Source organism: Stutzerimonas stutzeri (genome assembly GCF_024448935.1).
Lineage (GTDB): Bacteria > Pseudomonadota > Gammaproteobacteria > Pseudomonadales > Pseudomonadaceae > Stutzerimonas > Stutzerimonas stutzeri_AO.
The window spans coordinates 22025-45264 of sequence record NZ_JAMOIE010000001.1 but is presented as its reverse complement, the minus strand read 5'-3'; the positions used below and the strand labels follow the sequence as shown (position 1 = coordinate 45264).

General features: G+C 64.8%; 14 protein-coding genes and 2 pseudogenes. 6 read left to right on the top strand and 10 right to left on the bottom strand.

Going from position 1 to position 23240, the window contains the following annotated elements; genetic code table 11:
* Nucleotides 1-37: 37 nt before the first annotated feature.
* Nucleotides 38-976, bottom strand: coding sequence for a DMT family transporter (locus NA637_RS00175; RefSeq protein WP_256070351.1), 939 nt, complete (start codon nucleotides 974-976; stop codon nucleotides 38-40).
* A 90-nt stretch (nucleotides 977-1066) separates the two neighbouring features.
* On the opposite strand from NA637_RS00175, the gene NA637_RS00170 reads away from it, so the two are divergent.
* On the top strand, nucleotides 1067-2014 hold the full coding sequence (locus NA637_RS00170) for a LysR family transcriptional regulator (RefSeq protein ID WP_256070350.1): 948 nt from the start codon (nucleotides 1067-1069) through the stop codon (nucleotides 2012-2014).
* A gap of 81 nt (nucleotides 2015-2095) precedes the next feature.
* Here the strand turns inward: NA637_RS00170 and phoU are convergent, their stop codons facing one another.
* The 5 genes from phoU to NA637_RS00145 all read right to left on the bottom strand — a co-directional run bounded on the left by phoU (nucleotide 2096) and on the right by NA637_RS00145 (nucleotide 9050).
* On the bottom strand, nucleotides 2096-2818 hold the full coding sequence (gene phoU, locus NA637_RS00165) for a phosphate signaling complex protein PhoU (protein WP_256070349.1): 723 nt from the start codon (nucleotides 2816-2818) through the stop codon (nucleotides 2096-2098).
* 106 nt (nucleotides 2819-2924) lie between these two features.
* Nucleotides 2925-3755, bottom strand: a complete 831-nt coding sequence (gene pstB / locus NA637_RS00160) for a phosphate ABC transporter ATP-binding protein PstB (RefSeq protein ID WP_256070348.1) — start codon at nucleotides 3753-3755, stop codon at nucleotides 2925-2927.
* Nucleotides 3756-3856: 101 nt separating this feature from the next.
* Nucleotides 3857-5527 (bottom strand): phosphate ABC transporter permease PstA, encoded by a 1671-nt coding sequence (gene pstA, locus NA637_RS00155; protein ID WP_336605485.1) that lies wholly within the window; start codon nucleotides 5525-5527, stop codon nucleotides 3857-3859.
* Between the two features lie 54 nt (nucleotides 5528-5581).
* A complete protein-coding gene (locus tag NA637_RS00150) occupies nucleotides 5582-7858 on the bottom strand; it encodes an ABC transporter permease subunit (RefSeq protein WP_256070347.1) in 2277 nt (758 codons plus the stop codon).
* Nucleotides 7859-8075: 217 nt separating this feature from the next.
* Nucleotides 8076-9050 (bottom strand): PstS family phosphate ABC transporter substrate-binding protein, encoded by a 975-nt coding sequence (locus NA637_RS00145; RefSeq protein WP_256070346.1) that lies wholly within the window; start codon nucleotides 9048-9050, stop codon nucleotides 8076-8078.
* Nucleotides 9051-9269: 219 nt separating this feature from the next.
* On the opposite strand from NA637_RS00145, the gene NA637_RS00140 reads away from it, so the two are divergent.
* Nucleotides 9270-9671: an acyl-CoA thioesterase gene (locus NA637_RS00140; RefSeq protein WP_256070345.1), complete on the top strand. Its 402-nt coding sequence runs from the start codon at nucleotides 9270-9272 to the stop codon at nucleotides 9669-9671.
* A gap of 7 nt (nucleotides 9672-9678) precedes the next feature.
* On the opposite strand, the gene NA637_RS00135 is transcribed toward NA637_RS00140, so the two are convergent.
* Nucleotides 9679-10860: a GGDEF domain-containing protein gene (locus tag NA637_RS00135; protein ID WP_256070344.1), complete on the bottom strand. Its 1182-nt coding sequence runs from the start codon at nucleotides 10858-10860 to the stop codon at nucleotides 9679-9681.
* 173 nt (nucleotides 10861-11033) lie between these two features.
* On the opposite strand from NA637_RS00135, the gene NA637_RS00130 reads away from it, so the two are divergent.
* Nucleotides 11034-11942, top strand: coding sequence for an AEC family transporter (locus tag NA637_RS00130; RefSeq protein WP_336605484.1), 909 nt, complete (start codon nucleotides 11034-11036; stop codon nucleotides 11940-11942).
* Nucleotides 11943-12015: 73 nt separating this feature from the next.
* Here NA637_RS00130 and recD read toward each other — a convergent pair whose 3' ends face one another.
* The 3 genes from recD to recC form a co-directional block, all read right to left on the bottom strand.
* Nucleotides 12016-13866: an exodeoxyribonuclease V subunit alpha gene (gene recD, locus NA637_RS00125; RefSeq protein ID WP_256070342.1), complete on the bottom strand. Its 1851-nt coding sequence runs from the start codon at nucleotides 13864-13866 to the stop codon at nucleotides 12016-12018.
* A gap of 477 nt (nucleotides 13867-14343) precedes the next feature.
* The gene (recB, locus tag NA637_RS00120) at nucleotides 14344-17898 is read right to left on the bottom strand and encodes an exodeoxyribonuclease V subunit beta (protein WP_256070341.1); all 3555 of its coding nucleotides are present in this window, start codon (nucleotides 17896-17898) and stop codon (nucleotides 14344-14346) included.
* Nucleotides 17895-21362: an exodeoxyribonuclease V subunit gamma gene (recC, locus tag NA637_RS00115; protein WP_256070448.1), complete on the bottom strand. Its 3468-nt coding sequence runs from the start codon at nucleotides 21360-21362 to the stop codon at nucleotides 17895-17897. Before recC ends, recB begins: the two co-directional genes overlap by 4 nt.
* 223 nt (nucleotides 21363-21585) lie before the next feature.
* Here recC and NA637_RS00110 point away from each other — a divergent pair, with 223 nt between their 5' ends.
* The 3 genes and pseudogenes from NA637_RS00110 to NA637_RS00105 form a co-directional block, all read left to right on the top strand.
* Nucleotides 21586-22476 carry a cache domain-containing protein gene (locus NA637_RS00110; protein ID WP_256070340.1) on the top strand — a complete coding sequence of 297 codons (891 nt, stop codon included), beginning with the start codon at nucleotides 21586-21588 and terminating at the stop codon, nucleotides 22474-22476.
* A gap of 153 nt (nucleotides 22477-22629) precedes the next feature.
* Nucleotides 22630-22829, top strand: a pseudogene (locus NA637_RS25590) (Na/Pi cotransporter family protein); the annotation flags it as partial.
* Nucleotides 22783-23179: pseudogene (locus NA637_RS00105) on the top strand (Na/Pi cotransporter family protein); the annotation flags it as partial. The pseudogenes NA637_RS25590 and NA637_RS00105, both read left to right, overlap by 47 nt.
* Between the last annotated feature and the right edge of the window lie 61 nt (nucleotides 23180-23240).

Sequence of the window (23240 nt, the reverse complement as noted above, 5' to 3'; positions counted from 1 at the left end):
GCCCACCGTAGCGCTACCGCATAATGCTTCTCCTCCCCTAATGCACGGACGCGCCTGGATGGGCGGTCTGCGCTTTGCCCTCACCCACGACTGGCGCCGCCACGCTACCGAAACGCAACGCGCCCAGCGTCGCCAGCATGATCAGCAGCCCGCCGGACCATTCCGGCAGCGTCAACCGCTCCCCCAGCCAGAGCCCGGCGATAATCGCGCCGAACAAAGGCTCGGAGCCCATCAACAAAGAAACACGCGTCGCGCTGGTCCGGCCCAGCGCCAGGTTCTGTGCATAGAGCGCAAACAACGTGGCGAAGGCCACCAGGTACAAGGTCGCGGCCCAGAATGCCGGACTCTGCGGCAACGTCGGCAAGCCACCCGGCAGTGATAGGCCCAGTATCAGGCAACCTGACGCCACCACTCCACTCTGCACCGCCGTGAGCGCCAATGCTGGAACCTGCAGATCGGCGGTCAGCCGGCGCGTAAGGCAAACCAGCACGGCACGCAGCAGCGCCGCCGCGAGCATCAGCCCATCCCCCGGATTGAGCGAGATGGCCATGCCTCCGGTCAGCAGCCAGACGCCGACCAACGACAGGGCACAAGCCACAAACAACAGATTGCTCGGGCGCTGACGCAGCAGCGCCCATTCCACGAAGGGCGTGAAGACTACGCACAGGCTGATGAGAAAGGCAGCGTTACTGGCACTGGTCAGCATCACGCCCCAGGTTTCGCAAAGGAAGATCCCGAGCATGACCAGCCCCAGCGGCAGGCCCGGACGAATCGCCCGTCGCCCCTCACCGCGCAGCTGTGGCAGCAGCAGGATAAACGTCAGTCCGAAGCGAATTGCCAGAAACCCCAGCACTGGATAGAACCATAGCGCCTGCTTGGTCAACGCATAGCTGCTGCCCCAAATGATCGCGACGACCAGCAGCATGGCATCGGCCAGCCAGAGGTTGCGTCGCACCACGCCTTGCCAATCGCTCATGCTGCCCGACCTCTTTATCTGCAATGCGTGGATTGTCCATTGCTACGTTAAGATTGATAATCCAGCCATTCGGAAAAGGATTTGTGCAGCATGAGAACAAATGACAAGGCCGCGTTGCTGCCGGGTATGGCGGTTTTCGTACGCGTGGTCGAGGCCGGGAGTTTCTCCGCTGCGGCCCGTCATCTAGGCACCACCGCCTCGGCAGTGAGCCGCCAGGTGGCGCGCCTGGAGCAGGCGCTGTCGCTACGACTGATGGAGCGCACCACGCGACAATTGCGGCTGAATGAGGCCGGCAGCGAGTTCTATGCCGACTGCCGCACGATGCTGGACGCCGCCGACCAGGCACTGGCCATCGGTGAGCGCCTGATGAGCAGCCCACGTGGGCTGGTGCGCCTGAGCGTACCCAAGGGTTACGGCAAGTTTGTCATCAGTCCGCTGATGCCAGGTTTCCTCCGGCGCTACGGCGAGGTCGATGTGCAGTTGCAGGTCAGCGATCAGAGCCCGGACCTGATCGAAGATGGCTTCGACCTGCTGGTCAAGGTCACTGATCAACCACCCGAAGGCCTGGCCGGCAAGCCGCTCGGTCCGGTCCGGCAGCTGCTTTGCGCCAGCCCGGCGTACCTGCAACAGCACGGCACGCCCCAGCATCCACAGGAACTGCTGCGCCACAGCTGCCTGTATCTGGGCGAGCACGCGGGCGATAACCGCTGGCATTTCAGCGATGGCGAACAGGAGGAAGTGGTGACGGTGCGTGGTCGCTACATCAGCAACCACAGTGAAGCGCGGCTCGAAGCCGCGCTGGTCGATCTCGGTGTCACCGTCTTGCCACAGTTCACCGCCGCGCAGGCCCTGGCCGAAGGCCGCCTGCGTGAAGTGCTGCCGCAGTGGCGTTACACCGGATCGTATCAGGGCGCCGCCTGGCTGCTGTGGCGACCGAATCAGCGCCTGCCGCCGAAGCAGCGGGTGCTGATCGACTACCTCAGCGAGGCATTGGCGTTGCGCGGAGCAGATCGACGGGCCCTGCCTCCGGTGGGCTGAAGCCCACCCTGGTGATACAGCGAGGGCCTATCACTGGGAGCGCTGCTGGCCCACCGCTGAGCCAGGCCTCGCTGCGATGGATCAGTCGCGCTTGGCGACCTCCGCGGCCATCCGCTTCAGACCCAGATGGCGCACGTCCGTACCGTGCACCAGATAGATCACCATTTCGGCGATGTTGCGCGCGTGGTCGCCGATACGCTCCAGCGAGCGCAGCACCCAGATCACGCTGAGCACGCGGGAAATCGAACGCGGGTCTTCCATCATGTAGGTGACCAGTTCGCGCAGCGCGGTCTTGTATTCGCGGTCGACCGTCTTGTCGTACTGCGCCACCGACAGCGCCAGATCGGCGTCGAAGCGGGCAAAGGCGTCCAAGGACTCCTGCACCATGCGGCGCACCTGATCGCCGATATGGCGCACCTCGACATAACCGCGCGGCGATTCGCCGTCCTCGCACAGTTCGATGGCGCGGCGGGCGATCTTGGTCGCTTCGTCACCGATACGCTCCAGGTCGATGACCGACTTGGAGATGCTGATGATCAGGCGCAGGTCGGAGGCCGCTGGCTGGCGGCGGGCGAGAATGCGAATGCACTCCTCGTCGATGTCGCGCTCCATGTGATTGATCTGGTCATCCACATCACGGACCTGCTGCGCCAGTCCGGAATCCGCCTCGACCAGCGCGGTGACCGCATCGTTGACCTGCTTCTCCACCAGGCCGCCCATGGCCAGAAGATTGCTGCGCACCTCCTCCAGCTCGGCGTTGAACTGCTGGGAGATGTGTTGGGTATGGCTGTCTTTGCTGATCATCTCAAGCTCCTAAAAGCCGCTGGAGGCTAAAGGCTGAGGGCTGAACGAAACGGAGTCGCCTGTCGTCCAGCTTCCAGCCTTGAGCGCTGTTGTCGTCTGTCGACCGTTAGCCATAACGCCCGGTGATGTAGTCTTCCGTCTGCTTCTTGTCCGGATTGGTGAACAGCGTATCGGTATCGCCATACTCGATCAGCTTGCCCATGTACATGAACGCCGTGTAATCGGAGACCCGCGCAGCCTGCTGCATGTTGTGGGTAACGATGACGATGGTGTACTTGGCCTTCAGTTCGTAGATCAGCTCTTCGACTTTCAGCGAGGAAATCGGGTCGAGCGCCGAGCTCGGCTCGTCCAGCAGCAATACCTCGGGCTGCACGGCAATGGTACGGGCGATCACCAGACGCTGCTGCTGACCACCGGAAAGGCCGAGGGCCGATTCGTGCAGGCGGTCCTTGACTTCTTCCCACAGCGCGGCGCCCTTGAGCGCCCATTCGACGGTTTCGTCCAGCACGCGCTTCTGCTTGATGCCCTGGATGCGCAGGCCGTAGACGACGTTCTCGTAGATGCTCTTGGGGAACGGGTTCGGCTTCTGGAACACCATGCCGACGCGACGACGCAGGTCGGCGACGTCCTCACCCTTGCGGTAGATGTTGTGGCCATCGAGGTTGATGGCCCCTTCGATACGGCAATCGTCGACCAGATCATTCATGCGGTTGAAACAGCGCAGCAGGGTCGACTTGCCACAACCGGACGGGCCGATGAAGGCCGTCACACGCTGGCGCGGAATGTTCATGCTGACGTTGTACAGCGCCTGCTTTTCACCGTAATAGAGGCTCAGGTCAGGCACTTCGATGGCCATGGCTTCATTGGCCAGGTCCAGTACGCGCTTGTCACGACCCAGCGCCGAGATGTCGATGGAATGCGTCTTTGCTTTTGACATGAAATGTCTCCGTAATCGCTGGAGGCCAGAGGCTGAGAGCTGGACGCGGTCGATGCCGCTTTGTTCGTCCAGCCTCAGGCCTCCAGCGCTTTTATCGGCTGTCAGTGGTCGAGCGCTTTGTATTTTTCGCGCAGGTGGTTACGGATCACGACGGCCGAGAGATTCAGCGTCGCGATCACCAGCACCAGCAGCAGCGCCGTCGCATAGACCAGCGGCCGCGCCGCCTCGACGTTGGGGCTCTGGAAGCCGACATCATAGATATGAAAGCCCAGGTGCATGATTTTCTGATCCAGGTGCAAGTAGGGGTAGTTGCCGTTGAGCGGCAGGCTCGGCGCCAGCTTGACCACCCCCACCAGCATCAAGGGTGCGACCTCGCCGGCGGCACGGGCCACGGCGAGAATCAGGCCGGTCATCATCGCCGGGCTGGCCATCGGCAGGACCACTTTCCACAGCGTCTCCGACTTGGTCGCACCGAGGGCCAGCGAACCCTCACGGAGAATACGCGGAATACGGGCCAGGCCTTCCTCGGTGGCCACGATGACCACCGGAAGCGTCAGGATCGCCAGGGTCAACGATGCCCACATCAGGCCTGGAGTGCCGAATACCGGCGCCGGTGCTGCTTCGGGATAGAAGATCCGGTCAAGCGAACCACCCAGGACGTAGACGAAGAAGCCCAGACCGAACACGCCGTAGACGATCGAGGGAACCCCGGCGAGGTTGTTCACCGCGATGCGGATGATGCGGGTGAGCACGCCCTGCTTGGCATATTCACGCAGGTAGACCGCAGCGATCACGCCGAACGGGGTGACGATCACCGCCATGATGATGGTCATCAGCACGGTGCCGAAAATCGCCGGGAAGATGCCGCCTTCGGTGTTCGCCTCACGTGGCTCGTCGCTGACGAACTCCCACACCTTGGCAAAGTAGAAACCCAGCTTGTCGAGCGTCGACATGGCGTTCGGGCGGTAGGCACGGACGATCTTGCCGAGGCTGATCTCCTTTTCCTGACCGTCCATGGTGCGCATGGTGATGCTGTCGCGGTTGAAGCCTGTGTAGAGCGCGACCAGCTCGCTTTCGAGCGCCTTGTATTCGGCGTCCCACTGCGCCCGCTCGGCATCGAGCTCGGCCTGGGCGGCCGCGTCGAGCTTGTCGTCCAGCTCCAGCTTGCGGGTCTTCAGACGCAGGCGTTCGAGGCCATGGTTGATGCGACCGATGTCGACCTTTTCCAGCTTGGCGATCCCGGCATGCAGGTCGTCGATGCGGTCAATCCGCTTTTGCAGCTCCGGCCATGCGGCATCGCCCTCGGCCACCAGTTGACCGCCTTCTTTGACGTTCAACAGCTCGCCATAGAAGTTACCCCACTCGCGGCGCTCCAGCGCCACCAGATCGGCCGGCTTGCGCGGATTGCTCAGCCACTCGCCGACGACCCAGGAAAAGTCCGCGCCATAGACTTCACGGTTGCCGACCTTGAGCAGCTCACGGGTCATGAATTCGCCGCCCTCGACGTCCACCGGCAGGCCGCTGGCCGCCAGACGTGCACGCGGCACTTCTTCAGCCTGCACCACCTCGCCAGCCATCACCCGCGGCTGCGATCCCGGTACCTGATAGTCGGCCACGATCACGTCGTCCGGCCAGAAATGCTCGAGGCCGCGCACGGCGATTACCGCCAGCAGGCCGAGTGTCATGATCACGGCGATCGCCACGGCGCCCGCGTTCATCCAGACCCAGGGGCTGCCGCTCTTGATCCAGGTTTTCAGCGAATCCTTTTTCACGGATCGATACCTTTGTCGAAAACTTGTCGCAGCCGTCACCGGCTGCGTTCTTTATTACAGGCTGGCGTACTTGCGGCGCAGGCGCTGGCGGATCAGCTCGGCCAGGGTGTTCATCACGAAGGTGAACATCAGCAGCACCATCGCGGCGAGGAACAGCACGCGATAGTGAGTGCTGCCCACTTCCGATTCGGGCATTTCCACTGCAACGTTGGCCGCCAGGGTGCGCATGCCTTCGAAGATGTTGGCTTCCATGATCGGCGTGTTGCCGGTGGCCATCAGCACGATCATGGTCTCGCCCACCGCGCGACCCATGCCGATCATCAATCCGGAGAAGATGCCTGGGCTGGCGGTCAACAGCACCACGCGGGTCAGCGTCTGCCAAGGGGTTGCGCCGAGTGCCAGTGACCCTAGCGTGAGGCTACGCGGCACACTGAACACGGCATCTTCGGCGATCGAGTAGATCGTCGGGATCACCGCGAAACCCATCGCCAGACCGATTACCAGGGCGTTGCGCTGATCGAAGGGAATGCCCATGTCGTTGGACAGCCACAGGCGCATGTCACCGCCGAAGAACCAGTTTTCCAGGTGACCGCTGACCGCCAGCGAGCCCCAACCCACGAACAGGATCACCGGGATCAGCAGCAGCGCTTCCCAGCCATCCGGCACGCTCAGGCGAATGTTTTCCGGCAGCCGGCTCCAGAACCAACCGGCCAAGAGAATCCCCACGGGCATCAGCAACAGCAGGCTGAAAATGCCAGGCAGGTGGTTTTCCAGATAGGGCGCGAGGAACAGGCCGGCAAAGAAGCCGAGAATGACCGTTGGCAGCGCCTCCATCAGTTCGATCACCGGCTTGACCTTGCGGCGTAGCGCCGGTGCCATGAAATAAGCGGTATACAGCGCGGCGCAGATTGCCAGCGGAGCGGCCAGCAGCATCGCGTAGAACGCCGCCTTGAGCGTACCGAACGCCAGTGGCGAGAGGCTCAGCTTGGGTTCGAAGTCACCGGTAGCCGACGTGGACTGCCAAACGTAGTCCGGCTCCGGGTAGCTTTCGTACCAGACCTTGCCCCAGAGCGCGCTCCAGGAAATCTCCGGGTGCGGATTGTCGATCACGAAACGCTGTAGCTGGTCATCTGACTCAACCAACAGGCGCGTGGCCCGAGGCGACATGGCGGCGACGGCAGCGCCCTCTGCGACCTGTTCGGTCAGCAGCTCGCGATGCGCCGTGCTGTGGAAGATGCCCAGGGTGCCGGCGCTGTCGAGGGCAAGGAAGCCCTTGCGGCGCTCTTCGGGAAGAATTTGTGTGATCGGTTGATCGGCCAGCTGAAAGTTGCGCACATTCTTCAGTTCAGCCTGGCCGTCGTTGCTGCGCACCATGAACCACTGACCGATGCCGCCATTCGAGTCGCCAACCATCAACGAGATACCGCCCAGCAGCGAGGCCACCGTAGTGATCTCGCCTTTACCGCCAAGCAGCTTGTAGCGACCGTTGAGTTGCTTGCGGCGCAGATCAATGACGTCGACGCTGGCGCGACCGCTGACGGCGAACAACCACATGTGCCGCGGGTCGATGCGCAGCCCCTTGATTGGCTCGGAGAGCTGCGGCAGATCCATGCGCTCCTCTTCCAGGCTTTTTTCACCGGTCATCAGATTTTCAGTGGAAACGATTTTCAAGGCATGCAACGCGCCATTCGTAGCGCCAGCGACCATCAAGGTCGAGCCGTTGAGACTGATGCCGGCATGCTCGATGGGCCGCCCTTGCGGATCAAGGTTCAATGGTTGCTCACCGAAGGGGTAGTCCAGCTGCGGCGTGATGGTCTTCTTGCCTTCCGGGTAGCTGACTTTGTAATTGTGCTCTGCAACCAGCACCTGGCCGTTGCTCAGGCCCAGCACCATGCGGCGATTGCCCGGCGTGTCCTGGCCGACCGAGACGATCTGGCTGCCCGCCGGCAGCGGCAACTCTACGGTACGCAGCAGTTCGCCCGTGGGTACGCTGAAGAAACGCACGGCTCCGTCGCTGCCCAGACGCATCGCCACCTTGTTCTGCTCTTCCACGGCCAGCAACAGCGGCTCGCCGGCATCGGCCAGCCAGGCCGGCTGCTGCACTTCACGGGCTTCAAGATCGGCGCCCTGGAACATGGGCGCAACGACTTGGGCAAGGTAAAAGAAGATAAGGCAGATCGCGCCGAGCACGGCGAGGCCGCCAATGGAGACATACCAGCGCGCCAGCTTGTCTTTAAACGCGCGGATACGGCGCTTGCGCTGCAGGGCTGGGGTGTTGAAATTCAGCCGTTGCACATCGGAATTCGCGCTCATGGTCTCGATATCGTTCATGCGAAGGTTCCTGGCCACTCAGAGGCCGCTTGAACTGCTGCGCCGTTGGCGCGAGTCGTTTCCTGGCTTGCTGGCCGGTCGGGCGCCTAATTTAATGCAGCTGTGTGACAGAAAAATTACAGCTAGGTGACGTGACAACGCCCACCGGCGCAAGAAGCGTGGCGGGCGTCGTACTCAAGCCTTGCAGCGGTCGCTGCAAGCCTGAATGCTGCTGAGTTTAGTCGTTCTGCAGACCCAGGTCGCTGAGAGTCTTGTCGACCACTTTCTTCGGCAGCGGGATGTAGCCGTCCTTGACCACGATTTCCTGACCCTGCTTCGACAGCACCAGCTTGAGGAACTCGGCGTCGATCGGGCTCAGCGGCTTGTTCGGCGCCTTGTTGACGTAGACGTAGAAGAAGCGTGCCAGCGGGAACTTGCCAGCCAGAGCGTTCTCTTCGTTGGCTTCGAAGGCTTCGCCACCCTTGGACAGGGGCACAGCGCGGACGCTGGAAGTCTTGTAGCCGATGCCTGAGTAACCGATGGCGTTCAGGGTGCTGGAGATCGACTGCACCACCGATGCCGAGCCCGGCTGTTCGTTGACATTGGACTTGTAATCACCCTTGCACAGCGCCTCTTCCTTGAAGTAGCCGTAGGTACCGGATACCGAGTTACGACCGAACAGCTGAATCGGCTTGCTGGCCCACTCGCCGGTCAGGCCCAACTGGCCCCAGTTGGTGATGTCTTGATCGCCACCACACAGGCGGGTGCTGGAGAAGATCGCATCAACCTGCTCGATATCCAGGCTCTTGATCGGGTTGTCCTTGTGCACGAACACAGCCAGGGCGTCGATGGCTACCGGTACTTCGGTCGGCTTGTAACCATATTTTTCTTCGAAGGCCTGGATCTCGTTGTCCTTCATCGGGCGGCTCATCGGACCGATGCTGGCGGTGCCTTCGGTCAGCGCCGGCGGTGCAGTGGAGGAGCCAGCAGCCTGAATCTGGATGTTGACGTTCGGGTAGTTGCGCTTGAAGTCTTCAGCCCACAGCGTCATCAGATTGGCCAGGGAGTCGGAACCGACGCTGGACAGGTTGCCGGAAACGCCGGAAGTCTTTTCATAGGTCGGCAGTGCCGGGTCAACGGCAGCCACTGCATTGGCAGCGCCTACACCAGCGGCAACGAAAGTCAGGGCCGCCATCAAACGATTCAGTGTCATACCTTGCTCCTAGCAGGGGTGTGCTCGAGTGTGTTGGAACGGGGCCATTCTCTGCAGGCCGTGTGAACACACTATGAAAAGAATATGACAATCTGGTGACGATACTGAACTTTGGGCCTGCCCGGTCGCTGTCACTCCCTGCAGCCGCTATACTCGCCCCCGCCCGCGCTGCTGCGGGCTTTTCGTGCAGGTAAAACAAACGCACCGCGAGTCCAACCGATGAACGAATACGAACAGGAAGATCCAATCCCGCAGGGCGACCTGGCCCTGCAATTGACCGCCCTGCCCCGTGAGACCAACGGTTTCGGCGATATTTTCGGGGGCTGGCTGGTATCACAGATGGATCTGGCCGGAACCGCCATGGCCAGCCGCGTTGCCGCTGGCCGCGTGGCGACGGTATCCATCGACCGCATGGCCTTCATGGTGCCGGTGGCAGTCGGCGCGCAGCTTTCGTTCTACACCCAGACGCTGGATGTCGGCCGCAGCTCGATTCGCATGCTGGTGGAAGTATGGAGTGATGACCCGCTGTCCAGCGAATGGCGCAAGGTCACCGAGGCGGTATTCGTCTTCGTCGCCATTGATGGCGGCGGCCGCACCCGCCCGGTCATGCCACGCCGCTGAAAGCCGATCAGTGCACCACGTAGCGGTTCTTTCCGGCCTGCTTGGCCTGGTACAACGCCGCATCGGCGGCCTGATAGAGTTGCTCGGCGGTCTGCCCTGGCTGCCACATCGCAATGCCGATACTCGTTGTGACGCATGCGCTCTGCGCCGATGCCGGATGAGGGATGGCACGCTCAGCGAGTGCAGACAGAAGCTGCGCCGCAATGGCCTGCGCTGAGCTCTCATCGCAATTGAACAGCAGCAATGCGAACTCTTCCCCCCCGACCCGCGCCGCCAGGTCCATCGGCCGCCGGGCGAAACGGCCCAGTAAGCCACCGAAATCGTGGATCAGCGCATCGCCAGCCGGGTGCCCCAGGCTGTCGTTGTAGGCCTTGAAGTTATCCAGATCAAGCAGTAGCAGGGCGAGCGGCTGGCGGTCCCGCCGGGCTTGCAACAGCGTCTGCCGCAGAGCTGCGTCAAAGCTACGGCGGTTGGCCAGGCCAGTCAGCGAGTCGTGCTGCGCGACCCAGCCGAGCAGTTGGCGTATCAGGAATTGCTCACGCTGCGAGTATTCATGGATGTAGCGGCTGATCGCTCCGACCGTCAACAGCAACACGTAATAGCTGACCGCTATCCAATGCTCCTGCATTTGGCTGGACGACAGGATGAGCGCCGCCATCAGGATATCGATCAGGATGATTGACGCCGCACTGATCAGCGCGCGCCAGAAGGTGATGCCGAGAAAGAAGAATGAACAGACGATCAACAGCCCAGCACCGTAGCGGAACGCCAGTTCCGTCTGGGAAGCTTCGTAATGGATATCGATGCGCGCCGCAACGATCCCAACCAGCACCAACAGCAACGGAAACAGTCGGTTGGCAACCAGCCGGAGCCGCCGACGAAAAGCCGTCATGACCAGGATCACTACACCCGGCGCCATTTCCACCAGACGCAGCAGGGTCAACTCGCGCAGCCAGCTCGGGTCGGCCCCGGCATACAGCTGCCGTTCGGCATAGTGATAACCGGTCACCACCAACAGCAAAAGGCAGGCACCCAGCACCTGCGCGAAGCGTGCCTGACGTCCTAGATAATGACGAAATTCGCGCTCTAGTTCTGGCGCAAACAGCAGGCCCCGAAAGCCTGCCAGCAGCTGCCTGCCATGCGGGGTATCGCGGAAATCTTCAGCAGACTGCTGTTCTAGGGATTGCATCGGCGTTGCTCAGGTCATGGCGCGGGCAATGATATCACTTGGTCATCACCCTGACGGCTTTCCCGATGAACGTGCAGCATCCACCCTGGGCAGCTCCGTCCGCGTCGCTCACCGCTTGCCGACGCCGTCACGAGACTCCACTATCGAGTCACCTGCCCTGTTGGATGTATCGCGTGACCAGCCTTCTGCTCGCCCTATGGCCTCTGTTTGCCCTGATCATTGCCGGCTACTTTCTGCGCCTGCGCGACTTCCCCAACGAAGCCTTCTGGCCTGGCGCCGAGCGGATCAACTATTTCGTGCTGTTCCCGGCGCTGCTGTTCAGCAGTCTGGCCAGCGCCCCCCTGGACAACCCGGCGTTGCCCCGCCTGGCTGCTGCGGTGTTGCTGGCCCTGGGATTGGCGTGGATCGTACTGCTGATCATGAAGCGCCTGCGCGGCTGGTCGGCGGCGCGCTTCGGCGCCTTTGCCCAGGGTGCCCTGCGTTTCAACACCTATCTGGGCCTGGCGGCTGTCGGCAGTCTGTTCGGCAAGGAGGGCCTGGCCATGGCCGCGCTGATGCTGGCGTTGATGGTGCCAACCGTTAACGTGATGTCGGTCTGGGCGCTGACCGCTGAACGCGGTGTCAGCGCGCGCGGCCTGCTGCTGCCGATCGCGAAAAACCCCTTGATCGTCGCCTGCGTCACCGGCGCACTGGTGAACCTGTCCGGGCTCGGCCTGCCTGGCGGCACTGACCGGCTGCTGGGTCTGCTGGCCGCGGCCAGTTTGCCCTTGGGTTTGCTCTGCGTCGGCGCCGCCCTGAAGCCAAAGGAACTCGGCGGGGAAATTCCTGCACTGGGCTGGAACAGTGCTGTGCGCCTTCTGGCAGTACCGCTACTGGCCTACGCCGTCGCTCGCCTGCTCCAACTGCCCGCCATGGAAACCACCATCATCGTCCTGTTCTTTGCCCTGCCCACAGCGCCCACCGCCTACGTGCTGACCCGCCAGCTCGGTGGTGACAGCCATCTGATGGCCGGCATCATCACCCTGCAGACGCTGCTCGCTGCGGCCAGCTTGCCACTGGTGCTGACCCTGCTCGAACGCTGAAAACCGTGACCGAGCGCCAGCCATCGCGGCAGTCATTGCGCTGTCGTGGTGCGGTCCACTGGCGGCGCACGCATCAGAACAGGCTGAGCTGATCGCCCGCCGGCTCGCTGGCCGGCTTCGGCAGGCTGTCCCCCTGGTTTGTGCGCTTCGTGTCGCCCAGGCTCAGCCGTTCAGCAAGCCCGGCCGCGCGCTCGGCGCGGGTGATGACCGCCTCGGCCAGCCGCGCCGGCAGCGCCCAGATCTCCACCTTGTGCTTGGCGCGGGTGATGCCGGTGTAGAACAGCGAGCGCGTCAGCAGCGGGCTGGGCTGCTCGGGCAGCGCCAGCAGCACTTCGCTGAATTCCGAGCCCTGGCTCTTGTGCACGGTCATGGCGAAAGCGCTGTCATGGCTTGGCAGCCGCGCCGGGGCGAAGCCGCGATAGCCCTCGTCCCCTTCGAAGAAGACCCGCAGGCCCTGCTCGGTTTTCAGGCACAGGCCAATATCGCCGTTGAACAGGCCCAGGGCGTAGTCGTTCTGCCGCACCATCACCGCACGGCCGGGGTACCAGCGCTCGCGCGCCGGCACGCTGAGGCGCCGCTTGAAGCGCGCTTCCAGCGCCTCGTTGATGCCGGTCACGCCGAAGACCCCTTCACGCTGGGCAGTCAGCGCGCGAAAGCCGTTGAAGGCCTCGAAGACCGCGTGCGGGTCCGATTGCCGTGCAGCCTGCAGATAGGGCGCGTAGCCCTGCTCCAGTCGCTCGACCAGTGCCGCGGGGCTGGGCGCTGCGTTCCAGGCCAGATCCGGCCGGCCTTGCTGCAGCAGCGCAACAGTGCCCTTGGCGTCGCCGCCGTTGATCCGCCGCGCCAGCTCGCCGATGCCGCTGTCGCCGGCGAAGCGGTGGCTGTGAGTGAGCAGCACGACCGCGTCACCCAGTTGCGAGCCGGGCGTTTCGGTCGGCACGCGTTGGCCGGTGATGCGTTGCAGATCGGCCGCCGCCTGGCTATCGAAACCGCGGCTCTCGCAAAGCTCGGCGAACACCGCGCCGGCTTCCACGGCGGCCAGCTGATCCTTGTCGCCGAGCAGGATCAGCCTCGCCTTGGGCGGCAGCGCAGCGACCAGCTTGGCCATCAGCGCCAGGTCGACCATCGACGCCTCGTCCACCACCAGCACGTCCAGCGCCAGCGGGTTGGTCGCGTCATGCCGTACTTTCGGGCTGTCGCCGCGGCTGCCGAGCAGGCGATGCAGGGTGCGCGCCTCGTCCGGCAGCGCGGCCTTGATTGTGTCGCTGACCGGCAGCTCGGCCTTGGCATTGCGGATCGCCTCGGCCATGCGCGCCGCGGCCTTGCCGGTGGGCGCCGCGAGACCGATGGCCAGGCGCTCGCCACCGGGCTGTTCCAGCAGTGCCGCCAGCAGCCGCACCACGGTGGTGGTCTTGCCGGTACCGGGACCGCCGGAGATCACCGCCAGGCGCCGGCGTACCGCCTGTGCTGCCGCGAGGCGCTGCCAGTCGGGGCTCTGCTGGTTGAAGGCGAACAGCCGCTCAAGGCTATCGCTCAGTTGTCGTTCGTCCACCGCTGGCGTGTCCGCCGCGCGGGCCAGCAGCTGCTCGGCCAGCTGCTGCTCATAGACCTGGTAACGGGCCAGGTAGAGTCGGTCGCCAACAAGAGTCAACGGCGCGTAGTCCCCTGGCTCGCCAATCAGGGGCGAGGCCTCCAGTTGAGCGCGCCAGGTTTCCAGCGGCGGCAGGCTGAGGTCGACCTCAGGCCAGGGACGCTTGCCCGCCAGGCGCCCGAGCGGCAGGCAAACGTCGCCAGCCGCCAGTGCTTCGCAGCACAGCGCGGCGGCGAGCAGCACCATCTCCGGCGTCTCTGGCTCGAGACGCTGCAGGCTGGCGATAAACGCACGCTCCAGTGGGCCGAACGGAAGCTCGCATAGATTCGTCATCGTGGCGACCTCGATCCGGCAGCGGTCCCAGCCGTGAGAATGAATTGGTTGGGGATGCTTTCGCTTTCGGTATGCCCCCGGATCGCCAGCAAGCTGGCTCCTACAAAAGCAGGAAGCAGGCTGGCGATAAACGCACGCTCCAGTGGGCCGAACGGAAGCTCGCATAGATTCGTCATCGTGGCGACCTCGATCCGGCAGCGGCCCCAGCCGTGAGAATGAATTGGTTGGGGATGCTTTCGCTTTCGGTATGCCCCCGGATCGCCAGCAAGCTGGCTCCTACAAAAGCAGGAAGCCCCAACGAAACGGGCACAGGCGCCAACGATAGAGCCTGAAAACCGTGGCCGAAAACCTCTCCGACCGTAGGAGCCAGCTTGCTGGCGATGCTTTGCCCATGCACCCGGATCGCCAGCAAGCTGGCTCCTACAAAAGCGGGTGATTTCCCTTTGCGGGGGAGGGCTCCTGCGAATATGAGGCGCATCATCTTCCCTCCTCGAACAACCGATCCAGCGTGTCGAGCAGCGCATCGTCCGGCCGGGCGAAATACACGCCGGCTTCCGGCATGCCGCGCAGGAACAGGTAGAAGGCGCCGCCCAGCTGTTCGTCGTGGAAGTCCGCCAGACGCTGGCGCAGGAAGCGGCGCAGCGCCACCAGATAGATCAGGTATTGCAGGTAGTAGTGCTCGCCGGCCAGCGCCTGCAACAGCCGTTCACCACCGTAGTAGCTGGCATCCGGGCCGAGCCAGTTGGATTTGTAATCGGCGATGTACCAGCGGCCGTCGTGCTCGAAGGTCAGGTCGATAAAGCCTTTGAGAAAGCCCCTGAGGCTGTCGAATTCCAACCGCGCCGCCGCCTCGCGCAAGGGTTCGGCGAGGCCGTTGGCCGGATCGACCAGCAACGTGCGCAGCCGCACCACGTCCAGATCCCGCACCGGAAAGGTGAAGCCCAGTTCCGGCAGGCGTCTGGCCGATTGCAGCGCTGCGAGGGTCAAGCCGGCGCCATCGAGATCGGTTTCAATCACCTGCTGCAGTTGCGCGGTGGCGATGTCCGTCCATTCCAGCGGCAGGCCGTAGGCTTGCAACGCTGGCTCGACCAACTGGGGCAATTCGCCCTTGCCCCGCGCCCAGTCTTCGAGAATCGCGTGCAGACAGGTTCCGGCCCGCGCGCCGCGGGGAAAGGCGAAGAAGCCGCTGCCGGGCTCGCCGGCATCGGGGATGGCCAGGGCGTCGCGGTCCGGCGCTTCCATATGCATGCCGGCTGCAAGACCGGAAAAGCTGCCGATCCGCCAGGCACTGTGCAGGCTGCGATTGAGCTGCGACAGCTGCTGAGGCGGCGCGGCGCGGCCGGGGCCTTGTGCACTGGCTTCGCGCGACTCCAGCGACAGGCAGGCCATATGGCCACTGCTGCCCTGCACCAGCCTCTCAATGGCCAGGCGCAGGCCACCACCGTTGAGGTCGGCCAGATGGTTGCCCAGCTCGCTCAGAGGTTGCTCGCCAGGCAGTTCGCGGCCGTGCAGCAGCCAGGCCAGAGCGTTGCTGTGCAGGCCTTCATCGGCGAGCGTGCCGTCTTTCTTCGGTTTGCACAGGTTGACCGGCCCCCAGTGCAGCCAGAGCCGGTCACGGGCGCGGGTCAGGGCCACGTACGCCAGCCGCAGCTGCTCGGCGAAGACTTCCTGGCGGGCGCGTTCGAGGTGGTCTTCCAGCTCGCCGCTGCCAAGATCCAGCAGCGGCTGACCCTGCGCGTCGTGGCAGCGGGCGCTGTCGCGGTTCCTGCCGAGCAGCTTGCCGTCCCAGAGGAAGGGGCAGAACACCAGCGGGTATTCCAGCCCCTTGCTGGTGTGGATGGTGACGATCTGCACCCGCTCGGCATCGCTTTCCAGGCGCAGCAGGGCTTCCTCCCCGGCACCTTCGCTGCCGCGCTGGGCATTGAACCAGGCCAGCAGCGGCTCCAGACCAGGCCGCAGCAGGCTCTCGGCCTGCAGCAGTTCGCCCAGGTGCAGCAGGTTGGTCAGCCGGCGTTCGCCATCGACCCGCGCCAGCAACCGGTCGGCAACCGCCTGCTCGTCGAGCCAAGCCCGGAACACGCGCATAAAGCCCTGCTGCTGCCAGAGCTGGTGATAGCGCTCGGCGGCTTCGCGTTCAGTGTCCCACTCGTGTTGATCATCCTGACAGCGGGCGAGATCGGCAGCGCTGCGGCCCAGCAGACGCGTGGCCAGCGCATAGCGCAGCAGGCCTTCACGGCCGGGCTCGGCGTAGGCGGCCAGCACCGCGGCCAGCTCACCGGCCTCCTCGCTGCGCCAGACACTGTCGCGCCCACGGCGCACGCTGGGCACGCCGCGCGCCGCCAGCTCGTCGGCAATCATCCCAGCCTGACGGTGATTGGCCACCAGCACGGCAATGTCACCACCTTTGAGCGGGGTGAAGACGCCGTCCTTGTCGAAGCCAGCACGACCCTCTGCGGCGCCCGCCAGTTGCAGGGCGATGCGCCGCGCGGTGTCGCTCGCCGCCAGTTGCGCGGCCTCGCCCTTGCCCAGCGGATCGTCACCGAGCCAGACCAGCGACAGCGACAGCGGCGCGGCCTCGCCCTCTTCCACCAGACGCAGCGCGGCGCGCGGCTTGTCGGCGGCGCCCACCGGCGGGTACTGCAGGTCGCTCTGCGCAAAGGGCTGCGGATGGTCGAACAGCTGGTTCAGCGCGGCGATCAGCTCGGGCGTCGATCGGTAGTTGGTCGGGAGGTTGAACGGCTCGCGGTCGGCCTGCTGCTTGGCCGTCATGTAGGTCGCCAGGTCCGCACCTCGGAAGGCGTAGATCGCCTGCTTGGGATCGCCGACGAAACACAGCGACGCCTCGCTGGCCTTGGCATAGATGCGGTTGAAGATGGCGTACTGGATCGGGTCGGTGTCCTGGAACTCGTCGATCAGCGCCAGCGGGTAGGTGGCGCGCAACGAGGCCGCCAGGTCTTCGCCGACCGGACCTTGCAGCGCTTGATCCAGACGATTGAGCAGATCATCAAAGGCCAGCAGCCGCTGCGCCGCCTTGCGCTCGGGCAGCTCGCGGTTGAGCCGTTGCAGCAGCGCGACCTGCAGCGCGATCAAGCGCTGCTTACCCGCTGGCAGCGCCTCGGCCACCTGATCGGCCAGTTCGTCCAGCGCCTGGGCCAGTTCGCAAGCGGGCGCGTCATGACCCTTCTTGCAGGCCTTGGTCAGCGCGCGGACGCCGAACTTGGCGGCGCCCTCGGGAAGGTCGAACATCACCGCCGGGTCGGCGAAATAGGCGTCGAGCTCCGCCTGCCAGGGCGCGAACTTGATGGACTTGTGGGTGCTCTGGCTGAGGCCGCCGTGGTCCAGCAGCTCGGCGACCCAGGCGGTGCCTGCTTGCTTCCAAAGATCAGCGGCGCGCTGCCAGGCAGCTTCTACCGGACGCAGATCAGCGGCGACCGGCGCACCCTGCGGCTCGACGCGCAGATAGGGCTTGCCCAAATGGCTACGCAAGCGCTGACGTAACCACACCGGCGTGATCCGGCTCTTGGCCAGGAAGCGCGCCCAGGCCGGATCGGCATCGGCCAGCTCGCTGCGCCAGGCATCGGCGAGCAGCGCGTCGATGATCTCGCGGTCATCGGCAGTCAGCTCGCTGTCGAAATCGCCACCGGCTTCGAACGCGGCATCCTGCAAGGCACGCTGGCAAAAGCCGTGGATGGTGAAGATCGCCGCCTCGTCGAAACCATGCACGGCCAGTAGCAGGCGGCGGCGCGACGCTTCGTCCGGGTAGCGCGCGTGAAGACGGTTGAGAAAATCGTCGCTGCTCGGCGTGCCGTCGTAGACGGCCAGCAAGTCGGCCAGCCGCGCACGGATGCGCTCGCGCAGCTCGGCGGTGGCCGCGGTGGTGTAGGTCACCACAAGGATCTGCCCCACCGACAACTGCCGCTCCAGCAGCAGACGGGCGTAGAGCGCGGTCAGCGTCCAGGTCTTGCCGGTGCCGGCGCTGGCCTCGATCAGCGAGCGGCCGTCGAAGGGCGAATCGAGCAGGTCGAGTTTCATGCTTCCTCCTCGTCTTCAGCCAGGGCGTCGAGTGCCGGGCCGATCAATTCCTGAGCCAGGCTTTCGAAGCGCTCGTCCAGCGGATCGCGATCGCGGAAGGCCAAGGCGTTCCAGGGGTCTTCGGCTTCGGCGGCGATGGGACTGAACTCGGCGCCGAGCCAGGCTTCGCGGGCGCGTTTGCGGGCGCAGTCCAGCGGCTCGCTGCCGCGGCTCGGCCTGCGGTAGCCCCGGGCGAAGGCATGGCTGCTGCGCGGCAACAGCGGCAGAGGCTCGCGGATGGCGCAGCGATAGGCGGCGAGCCAGGGCTCCAGCAGCTCGGTGGCATTGGCCAATGGCCCGAGTTGCCAGTCACCGGCCGGCGACAGCATCAGGCTGTGGCGTTCGATACCGGGCGTGGCGGACAGGTTGAGCAACAGGTGACGCAGCCAGAACGGTGGCAGGTCCCATTCGCCGAGGCGGCCGAGCTTCCAGCCGAACAGTCCGGCCGGGGTCACGCCATCGAGCCAGCCATGGATACGCACGCCCGCCAGGGTGATGTTCACCGGCAGCGGCTCGGGCACCGCTTCCGGGCGCAGTTCGAACAGCCGCGGCGCAAAGGCACGCACCGGCCCGCGCAGCTTGCCCCACAGCGCCTGGCCCAGCTCGCCCGTCGGCAGCCAGCCTGCGGCGCAGGCCATGCGCCGTTCCTCTTCGTCGCTCCAGCCATGCTCCATCGCCTGCAATGACAAGCGCCGCAGGCCATTCCAGGCCGGCATTTCCAGATCGAAGGGCTCGTCACTGGCTAGCGATTCCTCGGCATCGGCCAGACGCAGACCCAGGCGCTGCTCAAGCAGGAAGCGCGCCGGATGGCGGAAGCACTGCAGAAGCTGCGACGGCTCGATAGTCAGCCAGGCCTCATCGGGCTCGGCGAGCAGGCTGGCGAAGGGCTGCGGCTGGGTCTGCGCTGGCTCGGCGAGGCGCTGAGCGGCGCGGAACCAGGGCAGCGAGAAACCGGCACAGAGCCGATCGCCGAAATTGCGCGGCGAGAATGGCTGCAGCGGATGCGCGATAAGGATCTTTTCGCTGGCTTTGGGCGCTTTCGGCTGCGAGGTATCGGGGCTGGCAGGATCGCGAGCAAGCTCGCTCCTACAGACAGCGGTCATGTCCACCGCCTCGAGCACTTCACTGAGCAACACGGAAGGCGGCAGCACGGCGTTGTCCCGCGGGTCGCGGCCGACGTAGGACAGGTACAGCGCCTCGCGCGCCGAAAGCAGGGTTTCCAGCAGCAGATAGCGGTCGTCCAGCCGCCGCGCACGGTCACCGCGCCTTGGGTGCCGTCCGATCAGGTCGAAACCCGACGGCGGTGTGCGCCGCGGGAAGGCGCCATCGTCCAGGCCGAGCAGGCAGACCACGCGGAACGGCAGGCTGCGCATCGGCACCATGGTGCAGAAGGTCACCGCGCCGGTAAGAAAGCCCGAGGCGCCGCCGCCCTGCTGCAAGGCAGCGCTGAGCTGCTGGTGCACCAGTTCCAGCTCGATGGGCCGCGTCAGGTCCGCGGCCTGCGCCTGGTCGCGCAACGCCGCGCAGGCCTGGGACAGCAACAGCAGCGTGTCGCCGGCTTCGCGCTCGTCGAACAGCGTGTCGATCAGGATTTGCAGGTCGTCCGCCCATTCGGCCAGCGGGCGTGGCCGGGCCAACTGATCGGCCAGGGTGCCGAGCCGCTCGACAAACGCCACCAGCCGCCCCAGCAACTGCCCTCGGGCCCCTTCCAGCGCATCCAGCGGCCAGTGCTCGCCGAGCAGCGGCGCGTTGTCCCCGGCCAGTTGCGGCGGCGCGGCAAAGCCCAGCAGCAGGCGGTCCAGCCCCTGGCGCCAGGTAAAGGCCGATTCGTCCGGCAGGCCGAGACGGGCCCGCTGGCTGCCATCACGACCCCAGCGCACGCCCGCTTCACGCAACCAGTCGCGCAGCAGCGGTAGGTCTTCGCTTTCGATCCCGGCACGGCGGGCGATGGCCGGCTGTTCCAGCCAGGCGAGGATTTCCTCGGCGGCGAAACGACTCTGCGCCAGCATCAGCAATTCAAGGAAGGCCTCGATCAGCGGCATCTCGGCGCGCAGGCTGCGGTCGGCGAGGCTGTAGGGAATCCGCGGGCTGCCCTCGCGCGGGGCGAACACCGCTTCGATAAAGGGCGCGTAGCGCTCGATATCAGGGGTCAGCACCACCACCTGATCGGGCGTCAGCGCCGGGTTGGCAGCGAAGCGCGCCAGCAACTGGTCATGCAGGATTTCGACTTCGCGCAGCGGCGAATGGGCGATATGGACTTCCAGCGAACGGTCATTGCCGTTGAGCGTGATGCGCTCTTCGGGCAGTCGGGTGCGCAGGCGCAGGATGTCGTTCTGCAGCGCGTGCAAAAGGCTGTCGTCGCGCAGGTCTTCGTCTTCGGAATACAGGCCGAACTCCTGACTACCTTCGCTGGCGGTCAGGCTGAACAGCGAATCGAAAAAGTCCCGGCCCTGCTTGCCGAGACTCGCCAGCAGCGGGTGGCCCACGTCGAGATACCAATCATCAGCGCCGGACGGCTGGGAAGCTACTCCGCTCGAGGAGGCTTCGTTAAAGCCCGGCTGGAGCGCCAGCCCGGTCGGATGCTCATGTACGACCTGTACACTCCGCTCCCTCGCCGGGCTTTGCCTAGCCTGCTCTTCGCTCGCTACGCTCCCCAACCGTCCGGAATTGGGTAGTTGCCGTGCCAGCTCGCGGATATCGCGAATCTCGCCCCAGGCCTCGCGGCTCGGGTTGAGCGCACAGACCACCACGTCGATATGCCGCGCCAGCCCGTCGAGCACGCGCAGGTGGTGGGGCGGCAGGCTGCTGATGCCGAACACCAACAAGCGCTCAGGCAGATCGGTCAGCGGTTCGTCGCGGTAGAGCCGCTGCAGCAGATCGCCGAGCAGACGCGCGCGGTGCGGGTGGCCGTCCTGGGTCAGCTCGCGCCAGAGCAGCGCCTGCCAGGCTTCGTCGGGACCGAGGTCGAGGGTTCCGCCGCGCTCCCAGGCCGCCAGCCAGTCGTCGCGATAGAGCAGGTATTGGTCGAAGACATCGGCGATCTTGGCCGCCAGGGACAGGCGCCGGCGCTCGTCACCGCCATCGAGGTACTGCGCCAGGCGCGGCGCCAGCTCAAGGTTGGCCGCCTCGCAGAGCCAGCCGTAGAGGCGCCAGGTCAGGGTCGTGGGGGAGAACGCCGACTGCTCCGGCAGGCTGCCCAGTACGGTGCGGCTCAGATCCCAGACGAACTTGGCCGGCAGCTGCATCTCCAGCTGCATGGCGATGCCCTGCTTGCGCGCCAGCTCCAGGGTCAGCCAGCGACCCATGCCCTGGCTCGGCACCACCACCCGCGCCGGGGCGAAGGGATCGGCGAGTGGCTGGGCGAGCAGGCGCGTGGCCAGTTCGCCGAGGGTTTCCAGATCGGGAGCGTGATAGAGGCTGAGCATGGCGGCGGCTTCGACGGATTCAGCGGCCAAGGGTAGCAAGTTCCGCTCGTGCCGCGGGCGGTGTCGCGGATGGCTGGTGCGAGGTTTTTCCCTACTCCTTTCGCAGGAACTCAACGGTTCTTGTGATCAATATCAATTCCCCTACCCGCCATAGAATATTCCATGACAGGCATTCCCCATGCACCTCTGCAGCCTGTCGCCTGCCTCAGGCTAGGAGCAATCGATGAAACTGAACAACCGGAACCTGCTGATCCTCACGCTGGGCGCAGCCCTCTGTACCTCACCGCTGGCCTATGCCACCACCGACGGTGCCCAGACCAAAGGCTCGGTCGAGCGCAGCCATGCGCGCCAGGCCAGCGCTCTGCTCGATCGCGCGGTCGCGCATCTACAAAGCAACGGGCCGGAGCTGGCCATGGCATCCTTCAACGACCGCCAGGGCGGCTTCGTCGATGGCCAGCACTACGTTTTCGCTCTCAGCCTGGACGGCACCATGCTCGCCAGCAACGGCGCGTCGCGCGCGCTGGTCGGGCTCAACGTGATGGACCTCAAGGATGCCGCCGGCAAGCCGTTCATCCACGCGATCATCGAGCAGGCCAAAGCGGCCGACAGCGGTCAGGTCGAGTACCACTGGCTGAACCCGGCCGATAACAAGGTGGAAAACAAGGTCAGCCTGTACCGCAAGGTCGGCGACCGGATACTCGTGGTCGGCTATTACATACCGCGCTCCTCCGCCGAGCACGCGCAGAAGATGCTCGACAAGGCCGTGGCGCTGATGAAGCGTTCGGGTGGCGAGGCGGCCTTCAAGGCTTTCAACGATCCGCAGGGCGGCTTTGTGATGAACGACGAATATGTTTTCGTCATCGGTCTGGAAGACGGCCAGTACCGCGCCAGTGGCGCCTCGCCCAACCTGGTGGGTGTCGATGTTCGCGAGATCACCGACGCCGCCGGCACCCCTTTGTTCAAACAGATGATCGCACTGGCCAAGGACAAGGGCACCGGTACGATCGACTACGTCTGGCGCAACCCTGCCACCAATGCCGTGGAGCAGAAGCACTCGCTGATCCGCCGGGTCGACGATGTGTTGCTCGGTGTGGGTTACTACGCGCCACGCTGAGCGACAAGCGCTTCCGCGGCGTCGCCGTGGATGAACCTTTCGTGAACATCCGGCTTCCGGAAATGGCCAACCGATCACCATCCATCGTTCACCAGCGCCTCTGGCGGGGCGTGTCGTGGCCGTTGATCACTGAACAGCCGGGCGCCGTGCCTGATGTTGACGCTGTTGCACCTGCTGTCGTCCATCGCACTGCTGGTCTGGGGCACAGATATCGTGCGGACCGGAATCATGCGCGTTTACGGCTCGCATTTGCGGCGGCTGCTGGGCACAGCATGGCCAACTCGCCGCTGGCGTTCAGTGCCGGTATTGGCGTCACCGCCCTGGCGCAAAGCCGTAACGCGACGGCACTCCTTCAGCCAGCTGCACGGTTTGCTCAGCGCCAACCTGGCGCTGGGCCTGTCGGTGTTCCCGTCCGGCGACTCGCACAGCGCCCGCCAGCTACTGCAGCAAAAGCTGCCAGTTCCGCAAGCGCGAGCGTGAGCTGGCCCATGCCCACGTGCATCGCCTGCATCAGCAGGTGGTGGCAAGCATCGAGACCAGCGCCGCTCATCTGGAGCTGATCGCCGATATGAAGCGCCTGAACTCATTGTTCTGCAGTGCGGCCTATGCGGCGCTGGAGGGCCAGGGCGGCAAGGGCCACGCCGTCGAGGCGGGCCGCGACAGGCTGCCGGTAGAGCAGCATCTGCCGGGCAAGCCTGCCTAGGACATAGGAGCGGGCCATGCCTGCGAACGAGGGCGATGCACCCGCATGGCTGCCCTTCGCG

What these genes read in the sequence shown, in the direction of transcription:
- NA637_RS00175 (WP_256070351.1), bottom strand. Translation starts at nt 976, where the DNA reads ATGAGCGATTGGCAAGGCGTGGTGCGACGCAACCTCTGGCTGGCCGAT.
- NA637_RS00170 (WP_256070350.1), top strand. Translation starts at nt 1,067, where the DNA reads ATGAGAACAAATGACAAGGCCGCGTTGCTGCCGGGTATGGCGGTTTTC.
- phoU (WP_256070349.1), bottom strand. Translation starts at nt 2,818, where the DNA reads ATGATCAGCAAAGACAGCCATACCCAACACATCTCCCAGCAGTTCAAC.
- pstB (WP_256070348.1), bottom strand. Translation starts at nt 3,755, where the DNA reads ATGTCAAAAGCAAAGACGCATTCCATCGACATCTCGGCGCTGGGTCGT.
- NA637_RS00150 (WP_256070347.1), bottom strand. Translation starts at nt 7,858, where the DNA reads ATGAACGATATCGAGACCATGAGCGCGAATTCCGATGTGCAACGGCTG.
- NA637_RS00145 (WP_256070346.1), bottom strand. Translation starts at nt 9,050, where the DNA reads ATGACACTGAATCGTTTGATGGCGGCCCTGACTTTCGTTGCCGCTGGT.
- NA637_RS00140 (WP_256070345.1), top strand. Translation starts at nt 9,270, where the DNA reads ATGAACGAATACGAACAGGAAGATCCAATCCCGCAGGGCGACCTGGCC.
- NA637_RS00135 (WP_256070344.1), bottom strand. Translation starts at nt 10,860, where the DNA reads ATGCAATCCCTAGAACAGCAGTCTGCTGAAGATTTCCGCGATACCCCG.
- recD (WP_256070342.1), bottom strand. Translation starts at nt 13,866, where the DNA reads ATGACGAATCTATGCGAGCTTCCGTTCGGCCCACTGGAGCGTGCGTTT.
- recB (WP_256070341.1), bottom strand. Translation starts at nt 17,898, where the DNA reads ATGAAACTCGACCTGCTCGATTCGCCCTTCGACGGCCGCTCGCTGATC.
- recC (WP_256070448.1), bottom strand. Translation starts at nt 21,362, where the DNA reads ATGCTCAGCCTCTATCACGCTCCCGATCTGGAAACCCTCGGCGAACTG.
- NA637_RS00110 (WP_256070340.1), top strand. Translation starts at nt 21,586, where the DNA reads ATGAAACTGAACAACCGGAACCTGCTGATCCTCACGCTGGGCGCAGCC.